The sequence below is a fragment of the Pedococcus dokdonensis genome, assembly GCF_900104525.1.
Lineage (GTDB): Bacteria > Actinomycetota > Actinomycetes > Actinomycetales > Dermatophilaceae > Pedococcus > Pedococcus dokdonensis.
The window spans coordinates 3345512-3358968 of sequence record NZ_LT629711.1 but is presented as its reverse complement, the minus strand read 5'-3'; the positions used below and the strand labels follow the sequence as shown (position 1 = coordinate 3358968).

The following is a 13457-nucleotide window of genomic DNA, read 5'->3' as shown; positions in this document are numbered from 1 at the left end:
GTTTCCGACCAGCAAGGAGTTCCCCGTGTCGCCGTCCGGCAGCGCGAGCAAGCAGGCCCGCGATTCCGCCCGAGACAAGGTGACGCAGCTGCGCAAGAAGCAATTGCGGGCCGAGCGGCGGCGCAGCGTCGCCATCTGGAGTGCTACCGCCACCGTGCTGGTCCTCGTGGCCGGCATCGTGACGTTCTCCATCGTCCGGGAGCAGCAGAACAAGCCAAGCCTGAAGCAGGTGGCCACGTACACGGTGGAATCGGGCCACACCGACAAACCGGTGACCTATGCCCAGACCCCGCCAGCGGGTGGTGAGCACGCCCCCGCGTGGCTGAACTGCGCGACGTATGACAAACCGGTCCCGAACGAGAACGCCGTGCATTCAATGGAGCACGGCGCGGTGTGGATCACCTACAAGCCCGACCTGCCGGCGGCCGAGGTTGCGGAGCTGAGCAAGTCGATGCCGGACACGTATGCGGTGCTGTCCCCGTTTGAGGGTTTGAAGGCGCCCGTTGTTGTCTCCGCGTGGGGTCGACAGTTGCCATTGACGGGGGTCAACGACTCTCGTCTGCCAGCGTTCATCCGTGAGTTCCGCCAAGGTTCGCAGGCTCCCGAGCCGGGAGCTCCCTGCACTGGTGGGACCGACGGGACGGACGCCGCGCCGGGCATGGGCTCGTGAGTCGCCCACGTCGGCACACCGCAGCTCCTGCCCTCGCAGTCGGTGCAGCGTCCCGGACGGATGCCGGGGCGCTGATTCCGAGCCAGGTCGACGATCCTCGTCGCGGGCGCGGCGCACGGCTCGAGGTCGTCCTCGTTGCTGTCGTCCTCGCCATGGCGGCGCTGTTCACGGCTGGGCTGCTCGGTTACGGCCTCGCCGGCCGCAACACCCACCCGGGCGACAACAGCCCGGAGGCTGGCTTCGCCCGGGACATGCAGACCCACCACGGGCAGGCCGTGCAGATGGCGCTGACCATTCGCGACAAGACCACCGATCCGACGCTTCGCACGGTCGCGTACGACATCATCACCAGCCAGCAGCAGCAGTCCGGGCAGATGTTCGGTTGGCTGACCCTGTGGGACCTGCCGCAGACGGGGTCGGAGCCCGCCATGGCGTGGATGTCCTCGGCCGGGCACGAGATGAACGGCATGGGGCCTACCGGCACGTCGGCGACGTCAGGGACCAACTCGGCCAGCCCAATCGGGTCCGCGAGCATGCCCGGCATGGCCAGCCCCGCCGACCTCAAGCGTCTGGACGCCGCCTCCGGGGTGGCGGCCGAGCGCCTGTTCCTCCAGCTGATGATCGCGCACCACCGTGGCGGGGTGCAGATGGCGCAGGCAGTCCTTGAGCGCACGAACCGCCCCGAGGTCGTCGCGCTGGCGCAGGCGATCAAGTCGGCGCAGGCCGCCGAGATTGAGCAGATGGAGACCCTGCTGCAGTCCAGGGCGTCCACGTGAGCCGGCTCCGGACACGACTCTTGGTGGTTCCGGTGACGGCCGGTGCGGCCCTGCTCAGCTTCACGCCGCCGGTGGCCGCGCACTCCGAGCTCACCTCGTCCACGCCCGGCGCGAATGCCGTGGTCACCAGTGCGCCGTCGACCGTGCGGGCAACGTTCTCGGATCGCATCGAACCGAAGTTCTCCAAGGCAACCTTGGCCGTGGCCGGCGGCGCCCCCCGGGCGGTGCCGGTTACGGTTGACGGTGAGACGCTCCGTGTCAGCGTCCCGGACGGTCTCCGGCTTACGGGCGCCTGGAAGTTCGCGTTCCGGGTTGTCTCCGTCGATGGTCACCCGATCTCCGGAACGATTGCCTTCACCGTTCGCCCGGCTGCTGCCTCGACCGGCAGGTCACCAACACCTACTCCGACAGCGTCCGGCAGCACCACACCTCCCGCGGCGGCAACGACCACGGCGACATCGCCCCGGGCATCTGGTCACCAGGACTCTGATCCGCTCCAGCCTCGGCGCCGCCTCATCTACTGGGTCGAAGGGATTGTGGGAGCGATGCTGCTGCTGGCCGCCGCCCTCTACTGGGCCAGGGATCGAGGCTGATGGCACCCTCGATTCCTACCCCAAGCCCGCCCTCCACCACACCCGCCGATCAGGCCCGGCGGGCGCCACGCATCGGGCCCGTCCTCGTCCTACTCCCCGGCTTCGTCAGCGTGGCCGCGTTGGTCGTGGCCGGAGCCATCCCCCAAAGTTTTCCTGGCCTGCCGGACCCGGGTGTGGCGACGCGCTTCGGGCTCCCCGTCGTCCGTGGCTTGCGCGACTCGAGTGCCGCCATCACCGTCGGCATGCTCGTGATGGCCGCGGCTGTCCTGCCACCAGCGAAGCGCGCAGGCAAGGACCGCATCGAAGGGACGCGCGCCCTGGCACTGCGGTTCGCAGGAATGTTCGGGTCGGTTTGGGCGGTCGCCAGCGTGCTGATGCTCGCGTTGACGTACTCCGACCTCGCCGCTGTCCCGCTGGCGACAAACAGCACCTGGCGGGGCATTCACTCCTTCGTGACCGACTTCGACCTGGGCCGGTCCTTGGCCGTCAGCGCCGCCCTCGTCATCGTTGCGGCAGGCCTGGCCGCCAGCGCCCAACGAATCGCGACAGCCGGCTGGGCACTGGTCGTCGCCATCGGGGCCCTGCTTCCACTCGCGTTGACCGGGCACGCTGCCGGAGCCGCCAACCACAGCCTCGCCGTCGACGCCCAAGCAGCCCATCTGGTGGGAGTGACCATCTGGGTCGGTGGGCTCACCGCGCTGCTGCTCCTGCGCAAGCAGCTGGGGTCCGCACTGCCAACCAGTGTGAAGCGTTTCTCAACCCTGGCGGGATGGGCCTACCTGTTGGTGGCGGTGTCTGGTGTCGCAGCTGCCCTGGCACGGCTGGACAGCCTCGAGGTTCTGCGCAGCCCCTACGGGGCCTTGCTGGCCGCGAAGGCGCTGCTGTTCACCGGGCTGGGTGCCGCGGGCTGGGCACACCGTCGCTGGCTTCTGCCCCAGTTGTCGGGCGTTGACGCTACCCGGAGGTTCACTCGGCTGGTGCTGGGCGAGGCAACCGTGATGTCGGTGGCCATCGGACTCGCTGCGGCACTGTCTGCGACGTCGCCGCCGCCCGTCGGCTCGTCCGGTCAGGAGAGCACCGCCGAGTCCCTCCTTGGCTACCCCATGCCCCCTGCGCTGGGTACGGACCTTCACTGGCTGACCCAGTGGCGGCTCGACAGCATCTGGGTCCCGGTGTCCGTCGCCGGCCTCGGCTGGTACCTGCTGGCGGTACGGAGGCTGAAGGCTCGCGGCGACGTGTGGCCCCCAGGGCGGACCGTGGCATGGGCCGCCGGATGCATCGTCATGATCGTTGCGACCAGCGCCAGCCCCGGGGTGTATGGGCGGGTCCTGTTCAGCGTGCACATGGTCCAGCACATGACGATCGCGATGACGGTTCCCGTCCTGCTGGTGTTCGGTGCCCCGGTGACGCTGGCGCTGCGTACCCTGTCATCGCGAGCGGACGGCAGCCGCGGACCGCGCGAATGGTTGCTGGCTATCGTCCACTCCCGCCCGTTGGCGGTGCTGGGCCACCCCCTGGTTACCGCCGGCAACTTCGTCGCGTCGATGGTCGCCTTCTACTACAGCCCACTGCTCGACCTTGCGTTGCGGACCCACACCGGACACGTGCTGATGACACTGCACTTCCTGCTGTCCGGGTACCTGCTCGCCTCAGCCCTCGTCGGTATCGACCCCGGCCCAGCCCGGCCACCATACGTGTTTCGGCTACTCCTGCTCATGGCCACGTTCGGGTTCCACGCCCTGTTCGCAGTCGCCTTGATGAGTAGCAGCACCATCTTGTCGCAGGACTGGTTCGGCACCTTGGGACGACCCTGGGGGAACTCCTTGGCCAAGGAACAGTACCTCGGCGGCGCGCTCGGATGGGCAATCGGCGACTACCCCGTCGCGATGATGGCAGTCGCCATGGCCGTGGGCTGGATTCGCTCCGACAAGCGCGAGGCACGCAGGTACGACAGGCAGGCAACCCGCGACGGCGACGCCGCGCTGGCCGCCTACAACGAGCACCTGCGCCAGCTCCACGCCAGGCATGCGGGGCCCCTCACCACACGGACTGCCAAAAGAGAACAGGCCAGTCAGGGCGCCGAAACCGTCAAGAGGGAAGAGCCGCAGAGCGATGCCTGACTTCCTCAAGTACGTCGCCGCCCTGATCCCCTCCACCGGCGTCGGGTTCCTCTTCTACCTGGTGATCCGGGCGATGCTCGAAGGTGACCGCCGCGAACGTCTTGCGCTGTCCCAATGGGAAGCGGCCCGTAGTCAGTCGACCCCTGCCCCCGCGGACCAGAGCGAGTCCTCCACACGCGCGGACCTCGAGGCGCCCGACCCGGAGTTGAGGCAGCCCGATCAAACCGGGTTGCTGCCTCACGAGGTTGAGGCGGTGCAAGGTATCGAGCGCGACGATGAAGAGCCCTGCGGGCCAGGGTGCGGGCTGGCAGGCCGCGACGCGTGAGGCTGCTTGTGCGAGCCGTCGCGGCTGCGGCTGCTGGCGTCGGACTTGACCTCGCGTTCCCGGGCGTCGGCTGGTGGCCGGCGGCGCCGTTGGCGCTAGCCGGTCTCTTCGTGCTGTTGCGCGGCGTCCGGCCGGCCGTCGGCGCCCTGGTCGGTGGCCTGTTCGGTCTCGGCTTCTTCGTCCCGCACCTGGGCTGGTCGGGGATTTACGTTGGACCGGGACCTTGGCTTGCGCTGGCGGCCCTGCAGGCGGCATACATCGCGGGGTTCGGTGTCGCGGTTGCCCTGCTCGGCCGCGTCGGTCCACAGCGGACTGGTCAGTTGATGCTCATGGCGCCTTTGTGGGTGGCCCAGGAGGCGGCACGGGCCCGGACGCCATTCGGTGGTTTCCCATGGGGCCGGGTCGCATTCTCGCAGGCGGACAGCCCGGCCTTGGGGTGGGCATGGGCAGGTGGTGCACCAGTCGTCTCGTTCGTGGTCGCATCAACGGGGGCGTTGCTGGCAGTGGCAGCCTTTGAGATGCGAGACCGGCGGGGGCGGGCTCACGTCACCAAGAACCCGGCAACGCCACTGGCTGCCGTGGTCGGTTCCGCCTTGCTGATGGCCGGCGGCGCCCTGCTTCCGCTAGGCGCCGGAGGCGATGGGGAACCTAGCCGAAGCGTTTCCGTGGCGGCGGTCCAGGGCAATGTCGCGCGTCCAGGACTGGACTTCAACGCCGAGCGCCGTCAGGTCCTGGCCAACCACCACGCCGGGACGCTCGCACTGGCCGCGGACGTGCGAGCGGGTCGAGTGCCTGCCCCCGACGTGGTGCTGTGGCCGGAGAACTCCAGCGACATCGACCCAACCAGGGACAGGCTGGCAGCCCGGGACATCACCGCGGCAGCCGAGGCCGTCGGCGTCCCCGTAGTCGTGGGAGCCGTGCTCGCCGAACCGGCCCCGAGAGTGTCCAACGCGACGTTGGTGTGGTCACCGCTGGGCGAAGTGACTGACTCATATGTGAAGCGGCGTCCAGTCCCCTTCGCCGAGTACGTGCCGTACCGGTCCTTCTTCCGCACCGTGACGACCCAGGTGGACCTGGTCCGGACCGACTTCGCCGCCGGGAAGGGCGCGCCCGTCATCAACGCGGGACCGGTCCGTTTCGGCGTCGCCATCTGCTTCGAGGTCGCCTTCGACGACCAGCTGCGTGATGCGGTCCGGCAGGGAGCGGGAGTGTTGCTCGTGCCGACGAACAACGCAACCTTCGGCCGGACCGACGAGAGCCTCCAGCAGCTGGCCATGTCGCGCTTGCGAGCGGTCGAGCTGGGCCGGTCAGTCGTGCACATCTCGACCGTTGGGGTCAGCGCCCTCATCCGACCGGACGGGTCAGTCACCTCGAGCGGCGGACACTTCACCGCCGAGGTTCTGTCGGCCACCCTTCCGGTCAGCACCGCCCTGACGCCCGCCGCTCGACTGGGCGCCTGGCCAGAAACGCTCATCGGGGCGGCCGGGTTCGCCGTGCCGGGGCTCGTGATGGCTCGCAACCGCACCGCCCGACGTCGCCGACGTCGGTGATGACCGCCGCGCCCCCGTTGCGGCGGCTGGTCCGGCTGCTCCGAGTCTGAGGGCAGGTGGGGTTCGGCGAGGACGGAAAAGCGGACACCTAGCCCGTCCCACTCGCCCGGCTATGCTCCGGTGCCATGCCGGGGCCACGCCGAACTCTCGTGCTCCTGTGTGTTGCCGTCACCATGCACGCGCTGGCCGTCCTGGTGCAGGTGGTGGTGGCCGGCTCCTACCTCGACGGCTCGGGTAAGGCCATGGTGGTGCACGGGTCGGTCGGCCTGTCCGCGGTTTTCCTTGCCGTGGCCCAACTGATCGCGGCGGTGCTCTTCTGGCGGCCCGGGCGTGGTGGACTCTGGCCGACAGGGGTGGCCGCACTGCTGCTGGCCGCCAACGGGCTCGAGGTGGGATTGGGTTACACCCGATCGCTCGCCATTCACGTGCCCCTCGGGGTAGCGATTGTGGTGGTCTCGCTAGCTTTCGCTGCTTGGGCACTCAACTCGGCCAGCCGCCTCGTACCGACCGAATCCGACGCGGGTACCCCTACCACGCCCGGTGCATCTACTGGGGCCGCGGCATGAAGCGACCGCGGGTGACGCTCAGACTGCTGCAGGCGATCCTGGTTGTGCATGCGATCGCCGTTGTGACCCAGCCCCTGATGGCGGGCTTGTACCTGTCCGGTGACGTGGATGCCATGAACAACGTGCACAGCCCGATCGGGTCCTCGCTGTGGCTGATCAGCGTGATCCAGCTTGCGATCGCACTCCTGTACTGGGGATTCGGCGGCGGCCAGATCTACCCCGCGGGCGCCACTGTCGTCCTGTTCGTCGCGGAGTTCCTGCAGATGTTCCTCGGCCAGGCCCGCCTCATGAAGATGCACCTGCCGCTTGGAGTCACGATCGTGACCAGCGTGTTTGTGTTCACCGTCTGGTCGTTCACCACCGCAGCTCGCGAGCCCCGTCCGGCGAAGCAGGCGGAGCCGGTCGGATGACTACGACCCGGCGCATTTTTCTTGGCGGTGCTCTCGGCGCTGGCGTCAGTCTCGCGGTGCCCGGCTGTGGCATCAACCTGCTGCCCGGCCAGACCGGCGAGCTGTTGCACAGTGAGGCGCCACTGCCCCAGCCGTACGCCGTACCCCTGCCAAGGCCGCCGGTGAAGAAGTCCGTAGCCACGGTCGGCGGCGTCGACCACTACCAGATCACCCAGGCCGAAGCCGAGGTCGAGATCCTCCCCGGGCTGCGGACCAAGATCCTGGGGTACGACGGCCTCTTCCCGGGACCGACCTTCGATGTCCGCAGCGGCCAAGCTTGTGTCGTGGAGCAGGTCAACCGGCTTGCGGTGCCCACGTCGGTGCACCTGCACGGTGGCCACACCCCGGCGGCGAGTGACGGCTGGCCGCTCGATCTGGTGATGCCGCAAGGCTATTCCCAACAGCATGGGCAGGGCCGTCATGACAACGGCGACATCAGCCAGGTGCGCCGGAGCCACAGCTATCCGAATTCCCAGCGCGCGGCAACGCTGTGGTACCACGACCATCGTATGGACTTCACCGCGCCCCAGGTGTATCGCGGCCTCTTCGGGTTGTTCCTCATCCGCGACGCCGAGGAGGATGCGCTGTCAATGCCGCACGGCGAGCGCGAAATGCCGCTGATGATCACCGACCGGGCCTTCGCCGCAGATGGCTCGTTCCGCTACCCGGCGCTCGACCCCACACTGCAGCGGACGCCGGGCGTCGAGAAGGACTACATGGAAGGCGTCCTCGGCGACGTCATCCTGGTCAACGGCGCGCCCTGGCCGGTGCTGGAGGTGGATGCCGCCAGATACCGCTTCCGGGTGCTCAACGCCTCCAATGCCCGTCGGTACGAGCTTCAGCTCGATCCCGGCCCGGCGAAGCTGGTTCAGATCGGCAGCGACGGCGGCCTACTGGGCAAGCCGATCGGGCACGACACGGTGATCCTCGCCCCGGGAGAGCGGTTCGACCTGATCGTCGACTTCACGTCCTACTCAGTCGGCACCGAGGTGACCCTGCTGAACCGACTGGGGCAGGGGTCGACCGGCAGCGTGATGCGGTTCAAGGTCGCCCGCAGTGCCCCCGACGACAGCGCCATCCCCAGGCGACTCTCTTCCTACGAGGAGCCTAGGGCGCGGAAGGGCACAGTCAGACGGAGGTGGACCTTCCAGCGCGGCAAGGCCGGTGATCACCAGGGGTGGCTGATCAATGGCAGGCCGTTCGACCCGAACGAGATGGAGGCTCGGCCGAAGCTTGACAGCTACGAAATCTGGACGTTCGTCACCGACGTCCACCATCCGGTGCACGTGCACCTCGCTCCGTTCCAGGTGCTCCGCCGCGGCGGGAAGGAGCCCGGCCCGTACGACGCCGGCTGGAAGGACACCGTCGACATTCGGCCAGCCGAGGTGGTTGAGGTGCTGGTCCGGTTCACTGCGCACAAGGGCAAGTACCTGATCCACTGCCACAACCTCGAGCACGAGGACATGTCGATGATGGCCGCTTTCGAAACGGTCTAGCCCGCAGGGGCGAGTGTGACCGTGTGCGGCTCATCAGGGCCACGCCGCGCAGGTACACCGCGCCGCCTATCGGCTGGGCCGCGCGACCGACCGAAGTCGTCGCGGCGGGATTACATTCCGGAGTAGGAGTGCATGCCGACGAAGTACATGTTGACGACGGTGTAGTTGATGATGATGCACCCGTATCCGGCTAGGGCGATGATGTTGGACGAGCGCGTTGACCAGCCAGACGTGGCACGCGCGTGCAGGTATGCCGCGTAGACGACCCAGATCACGAACGTCCACACCTCTTTGGGATCCCACTGCCAGTAGGCCCCCCACGCCTTCTGCGCCCAGATGGCGCCGGCGATCAGGGTGAATGTCCACAGCGGGAAAGCCGCCACGTGCAGCCCGTGTCCCAGCCGGTCCAGGGCGGCGGCGTTGGGCAGTGCGCGCATGAACGAGCGACCCTGTGAGGCCGCCTTCTCGCGCCGGTCCTGGATCATCTGCAGGACGGTGACCGCGGCGGCGAGCGTGAACAGCGCGACCGCCAGAATGGCGATGCTGACGTGGATGACCAGCCAGAACGACCGCAGCGACGGCAGCAGCGGGCTGGCCTCGGTGTAGAACACCGTGACCGCCAGCCCGAGGGTCAGGACGACCGGCCCCACCACGAAGGTCCCGAGCCAGCGCACGTCCCGACGAAGGCTCAGGACCAGGTAGGTAACGGTCACGGCGGCGGACCCGGTGAGGGAGAACTCAAACATGTTTCCCCACGGCACCCGCGACACTGCGGCTCCGCGCATGACCGCAGCAGCAACGAGCAACACAGCTCCCAGCCAGGTCAGCGATGTCCCGATTCCGGCGGCCTGACGCGGTGCCGCCGGAGTACTAGGCGCCGCCGCCGGGCTTAGGGCCACGGCCGTTGGACCAATGGCGTGAATGGTGTGGCTTGCGGTGGCCGCGGCCGGCACGGGCGCCGGTGCGCCGTCGCGGGTCGTTGCCGACGTTTGTCGTGACGTGCTCCGGGCCAGGTCGACGACGAAGGCGATCATGGCCGCCGCGAGCACCACGATGGCGGAGTACGCGGCAATGTTGGCGTACTGGGACAGCATCGGGTGAACGGTCATCGTGGGTCTCCGTCGGGGTTGTGGGAGCGGTGGCCGCGGTTGGTGTCGGGGCTGTCCGCGTTAGGGCTGGCCGTGTCGCGGGGCGCATTCGCGATGGCGGGCCCGAGAAGCTTTTCCAGCGCGGCGACGATCCGGTTCAGCTCTTCGGGCAGGGCCGGGTCGTCGTTCTTGCTGATGCCTGCGAGCACGACCTTGGTGCGCGGGCCGGTCGGGGGGTATGTCTCGCACGGATCGAGGCGTGCGAACACGCGACGCCGACGAATGGTCAGGGAAAGGACGAGCCCGCCGAGGGCGGCGAGTGCTCCAGCCAGCGCGTACCCCTTGCCGGGGTCGTACCGCACGGAGAGCCCCGCGAAACGGTCCACCCGCTCGAGGGTGATGGTGCCGCGCCCGCCCGGCAGGGTGACGTCGTTTCCCGGGGTGAGCCACAGTCGTAGCGGTTGGCCGTCGGGGCGGCGCACCTGCGACATGCCATCAGTGTTGAGCGTGTACACCGACTGGGATCGGCCGGAGGCGAACATGTCACCCTCGTACATCGTCAGGGCGAGTGCTGGGGCTCTGGTGTCCGGAAACACCGACACCGGCCCCGCGGTCGGGTCGATGGTCGCGGTGGGCAGGAACAGTCCCGTGAACCCGAACTGTTTCGGGCTGGCGGCGGGCACCTTGACGGCACCGACGGAGCGGTAGTTGTTGTCCTGGGGCAGGAAGGGCGTCGCTTCCCGGTACAGGACGTTTCCCTTGCTGTCGCGGACGGTGACGACGGGTGCGTAGCCGTTGCCCAGGAGGAAGACCGACGTACCTGACAGGGACAGTGGGTTGTTCACGCTCAGCCGCTGCTGCTGGGGCGGCGCTCCGGGGGCGGTCGTGGTGGTGGTGTCGGCGATGAAGTCGCGGGGGGCGCCGAACTGGGCGCCGGATGCACGGTCCTCGAAGGTGACGTCCATCGTGTTGACGCGGACGGTGAAGGGGGGCAGCTTGGCCGGGTCGACGAACGGTCCGGGGCTGAGGGTGCCGTACCCGGAGGCGGTGCTGGCGAAGGTCTGTCCGGCAGGGACGATGACGTCACCGCGCCACCCCCAGAGGTAACGGGCGCCGACGGCGGCGATGACGACGATCAGGGCTGTGTGGAAGAGCAGGTTCCCGGTCTCCCGGGCTTGGCCGCGCTGCGCGCTGAGCGCCCGTGGGTTGGTTGGGTCCGGTTTGCGAAGCCGGTACCGGCGTCGGCGAAGCACGGAGCGCAGCGCCTGCTGTACCTGTTCAGGCCCTCCCGCGACAACGAACTGGGTGTGCGCTGGCAGCCTTGTCAGGCGAGCGGGGGTCCGAGGGGGCGTCGCGCGGAGCGCCTGCCAGTGCGCTCGGGTGCGGGGTATGACGCACCCGACGAGTGATACCAGGAGCAGCAGGTAGATGGACGCGAACCATGGTGAGGCGTACACGTCGAACAGGGACAGACGGTCCAGCCATGGGCCGGTGGTGCGGTGCCGGTCCAGGTAGTCGCTCACCCGGGCGGAGTCGATGTTGCGTTGCGGCAGGATCGAGCCGGGGATGGCGGCGACGGCCAGCAGCAGGAGCAGGAGCAGCGCGGTCCGCATGCTGGTCAGCTGCCGCCACGCCCATCGTGCCCACCCGGCCGCGCCGAGGCGGGGTTGGGTGATGGGCCCGTCGCCCGGAGGTGATGGGGTTGGGCGGGTGTCCGTGCTCGCGGTTGTCATGGTGCGCTCACAACGCGGTCGTGAAGGAGCTGACCAGCCGAGTCTGGAGGGTGGCGACGAGCGTGTCCCACAGGCCGGTGGTCATGAGCATCCCGGTGGCGAGCAGCACTGCGCCGCCGGCACGGTGCACGGCGAGACGGCGGCGGCGCAGCGCCGACGCGAGCCGGTTGGCGCCGGTGGCCCCGGCAGCCAGCGCGAGCAGGGGTAGGCCCAGTCCGGCGCAGTACGCGGCGGCGAGGATGACGCCTCGGCTGGTGGCGTCGGTGTCGGCAGTGGTTGTGGCCAACGCCATGACCGCTCCCAGGGTTGGTCCGCTGCATGGCGCCCACCCGAGTCCGAACACGACCCCGAGCAGCGGGGAGGAGGCCAGTCCTGGCCGCGGCTTCCATCGCGGTCGCCATCCAGACTGCGGTCCGACGCCGAGAAAGACCAAGGCAAGGACGATGACGATGACTCCGCCGGTGCGCATCAGCAATGCGCGGTGTTCGAGCAGTAGGGCTCCGACGGAGGAGAACAGCACGGCCCCAGCGATGTAGACAGTGCTGAATCCGACCGTGAACAGGGCTGCGCCGATGACTGCAGTACGCCGACGGATTGCGGTCGCGGCGCCGGAGTTCGCGTCGGTAAGGTGGGCCATGATTCCCGGGACCAGCGGCAGCATGCACGGGGAGGCGAACGCGATCAAGCCAGCCAGGCCGCTGATGGCGATGGCGGCTGGCATGGCGCCGCCAAGGATCGTTGGGACGGGTTCGAGTATGGGGAAGCCCACGGTCACTGTCCGCTTGACTGGGCGTGCTCGAGCAGCGCGTCGTGGATCAGACCGGTCAGGGTGGACTCGTTGACCGGGCCGAGCACCCGGGATGCCAGCCGTCCACGGGAGTCGAGCACGAGCGTGGCGGGCACGGTGGGCGCTTTGCCGTTTAGTCCGAGCATCGGCTTGCCGCCGTCGAACGCTAAGGATGGGTACGTGATGCCGCGGGAGCGTACGAATGCTGCGGCCGACTCGGGGCTCTCTTTCATGTCCATCCCCATGAAGGCGACCGGCTGCTTGTCCCGCTGGGTTTGGGCGTAGACCTTCTGCAGCACCGGCGCCTCCTTCACGCACGGGGCGCACCAAGACCCCCACACGTTCAGGACGAGGACCTTGCCGCGTGCGGTGTCGGAGGACCATGCCTTGCCGTCCAGCGTCGTTCCCGAGATGAGCAGCGGCTGATCGCGTTGGCTCAGCGCGATCAGCTGCACGCTCCCGTCCCCGGACACGTACCCCTTGCGGTCCCCGGCGCGGGCCTGCGACGCGACCGAGTTCGGGTCGCTGCTGCACCCCGTCAGCAGCGCAGCGACAACAGCGCCGCCGGCCCACGCACGGAGCACCTTAGAGGCGAACACCACGCTCTTCCAACCAGGTGTACCCGTTGACGGCGGATCCTGCGGGCAGGACCTGAAGGTGCAGGTGGGGTCCAGTGGAGCGACCGGTATTGCCGACCTCGCCAACCTTGTCACCCGGGCCAACCTGCTCCCCGACGGTCACGGCGATGGAGGACATGTGCGCGTAGTAGGAGATCGTGCCGTCCCAGTGACGCACCTCGACCTTGTTGCCGTAACCGCTCTGCGAGCCTGCGAAGATGACCGTGCCGGAGCTGAGCGACCCGATCCGGGTGCCCGAAGGCGCGGCCAGGTCGAGGCCCTGGTGCTGGCGACCCCAACGGGGTCCGAAGCCGGACGTGAGGGTGTACCCCTTCAGCGGCGACACCCATGCCCGAGCGCGGCGCCGCTCTGCAGCTGCCTGTTGCTTCTGCTTGGCCTTGGCTGCGGCTCGCGCCCGGCTACGGGAAACCCGTTGCGCTTGGGAGGCTCGAACGGTGGCCAGCTCGGCACGGATACCGGCTTCCTTCTCCAGCTGGGCCTCTCGCGACGCATCGGCCGCGGTGAGCATCGCCGGCAATGCCGACGCCGCTGGACGTGCTGCGGCCGCGCTGACGAGCTCGCCAGGGCCCCCAGCTGCCGTGACCGCGACCACGACCACGCCGACGGCGCAGCTGGTCGCCCCACCGAGGACGGCTCGGCCGCGGCGCGGAGCGCGGTGACGTCCGC

The 13457-nt window shown here is 68.8% G+C and carries 14 protein-coding genes; 9 read left to right on the top strand and 5 right to left on the bottom strand.

Annotation, left to right across the window (positions count from 1 at the left end):
* Nucleotides 1-25: 25 nt before the first annotated feature.
* The 9 genes from BLQ34_RS15810 to BLQ34_RS15770 all read left to right on the top strand — a co-directional run bounded on the left by BLQ34_RS15810 (nt 26) and on the right by BLQ34_RS15770 (nt 8545).
* Nucleotides 26-670 (top strand): DUF3105 domain-containing protein, encoded by a 645-nt coding sequence (locus tag BLQ34_RS15810; protein WP_091787632.1) that lies wholly within the window; start codon nt 26-28, stop codon nt 668-670.
* Nucleotides 671-822: 152 nt separating this feature from the next.
* Nucleotides 823-1446 carry a DUF305 domain-containing protein gene (locus BLQ34_RS15805; protein ID WP_091787628.1) on the top strand — a complete coding sequence of 208 codons (624 nt, stop codon included), beginning with the start codon at nt 823-825 and terminating at the stop codon, nt 1444-1446.
* Between the two features lie 32 nt (nt 1447-1478).
* Nucleotides 1479-2039 carry a copper resistance CopC family protein gene (locus BLQ34_RS15800; RefSeq protein WP_157693102.1) on the top strand — a complete coding sequence of 187 codons (561 nt, stop codon included), beginning with the start codon at nt 1479-1481 and terminating at the stop codon, nt 2037-2039.
* Between the two features lie 110 nt (nt 2040-2149).
* Nucleotides 2150-4159 (top strand): cytochrome c oxidase assembly protein, encoded by a 2010-nt coding sequence (locus BLQ34_RS15795; protein ID WP_172829415.1) that lies wholly within the window; start codon nt 2150-2152, stop codon nt 4157-4159.
* The gene (locus BLQ34_RS15790; protein WP_091787619.1) at nt 4152-4484 is read left to right on the top strand and encodes a hypothetical protein; all 333 of its coding nucleotides are present in this window, start codon (nt 4152-4154) and stop codon (nt 4482-4484) included. The genes BLQ34_RS15795 and BLQ34_RS15790 overlap by 8 nt, the downstream gene beginning before the upstream one ends.
* Nucleotides 4457-6034 carry an apolipoprotein N-acyltransferase gene (lnt, locus tag BLQ34_RS15785; RefSeq protein ID WP_331712510.1) on the top strand — a complete coding sequence of 526 codons (1578 nt, stop codon included), beginning with the start codon at nt 4457-4459 and terminating at the stop codon, nt 6032-6034. The genes BLQ34_RS15790 and lnt overlap by 28 nt, the downstream gene beginning before the upstream one ends.
* Before the next feature lie 125 nt (nt 6035-6159).
* Nucleotides 6160-6600: a hypothetical protein gene (locus BLQ34_RS15780; RefSeq protein WP_157693100.1), complete on the top strand. Its 441-nt coding sequence runs from the start codon at nt 6160-6162 to the stop codon at nt 6598-6600.
* Between the two features lie 11 nt (nt 6601-6611).
* Nucleotides 6612-7010 carry a hypothetical protein gene (locus BLQ34_RS15775; RefSeq protein ID WP_197674721.1) on the top strand — a complete coding sequence of 133 codons (399 nt, stop codon included), beginning with the start codon at nt 6612-6614 and terminating at the stop codon, nt 7008-7010.
* The gene (locus BLQ34_RS15770) at nt 7007-8545 is read left to right on the top strand and encodes a multicopper oxidase family protein (RefSeq protein ID WP_091787609.1); all 1539 of its coding nucleotides are present in this window, start codon (nt 7007-7009) and stop codon (nt 8543-8545) included. The genes BLQ34_RS15775 and BLQ34_RS15770 overlap by 4 nt, the downstream gene beginning before the upstream one ends.
* Nucleotides 8546-8655: 110 nt before the next feature.
* On the opposite strand, the gene ccsB is transcribed toward BLQ34_RS15770, so the two are convergent.
* The 5 genes from ccsB to BLQ34_RS15745 all read right to left on the bottom strand — a co-directional run bounded on the left by ccsB (nt 8656) and on the right by BLQ34_RS15745 (nt 13299).
* Entirely contained in the window at nt 8656-9639 is a 984-nt protein-coding gene (gene ccsB, locus BLQ34_RS15765) for a c-type cytochrome biogenesis protein CcsB (RefSeq protein WP_231961317.1), read from the bottom strand.
* Nucleotides 9640-9650: 11 nt separating this feature from the next.
* Nucleotides 9651-11246: a cytochrome c biogenesis protein ResB gene (gene resB / locus BLQ34_RS15760; RefSeq protein WP_231961316.1), complete on the bottom strand. Its 1596-nt coding sequence runs from the start codon at nt 11244-11246 to the stop codon at nt 9651-9653.
* Nucleotides 11247-11373: 127 nt separating this feature from the next.
* The gene (locus BLQ34_RS15755) at nt 11374-12087 is read right to left on the bottom strand and encodes a cytochrome c biogenesis CcdA family protein (protein ID WP_091790088.1); all 714 of its coding nucleotides are present in this window, start codon (nt 12085-12087) and stop codon (nt 11374-11376) included.
* A gap of 50 nt (nt 12088-12137) precedes the next feature.
* Complete coding sequence (locus tag BLQ34_RS15750) at nt 12138-12608, bottom strand: TlpA family protein disulfide reductase (protein ID WP_231961315.1); 471 nt, start codon at nt 12606-12608, stop codon at nt 12138-12140.
* A 130-nt stretch (nt 12609-12738) separates the two neighbouring features.
* Entirely contained in the window at nt 12739-13299 is a 561-nt protein-coding gene (locus tag BLQ34_RS15745) for a M23 family metallopeptidase (RefSeq protein ID WP_231961314.1), read from the bottom strand.
* Nucleotides 13300-13457: the final 158 nt, after the last annotated feature.

Excerpts from the sequence above, each read along its gene's own strand:
- BLQ34_RS15780 (WP_157693100.1), top strand. The coding sequence starts at position 6,160 with ATGCCGGGGCCACGCCGAACTCTCGTGCTCCTGTGTGTTGCCGTCACC.
- BLQ34_RS15790 (WP_091787619.1), top strand. The coding sequence starts at position 4,152 with ATGCCTGACTTCCTCAAGTACGTCGCCGCCCTGATCCCCTCCACCGGC.
- BLQ34_RS15770 (WP_091787609.1), top strand. The coding sequence starts at position 7,007 with ATGACTACGACCCGGCGCATTTTTCTTGGCGGTGCTCTCGGCGCTGGC.
- BLQ34_RS15755 (WP_091790088.1), bottom strand. The coding sequence starts at position 12,087 with ATGCCAGCCGCCATCGCCATCAGCGGCCTGGCTGGCTTGATCGCGTTC.
- BLQ34_RS15805 (WP_091787628.1), top strand. The coding sequence starts at position 823 with ATGGCGGCGCTGTTCACGGCTGGGCTGCTCGGTTACGGCCTCGCCGGC.
- BLQ34_RS15745 (WP_231961314.1), bottom strand. The coding sequence starts at position 13,299 with ATGCTCACCGCGGCCGATGCGTCGCGAGAGGCCCAGCTGGAGAAGGAA.
- resB (WP_231961316.1), bottom strand. The coding sequence starts at position 11,246 with ATGCGGACCGCGCTGCTCCTGCTCCTGCTGCTGGCCGTCGCCGCCATC.
- ccsB (WP_231961317.1), bottom strand. The coding sequence starts at position 9,639 with ATGCTGTCCCAGTACGCCAACATTGCCGCGTACTCCGCCATCGTGGTG.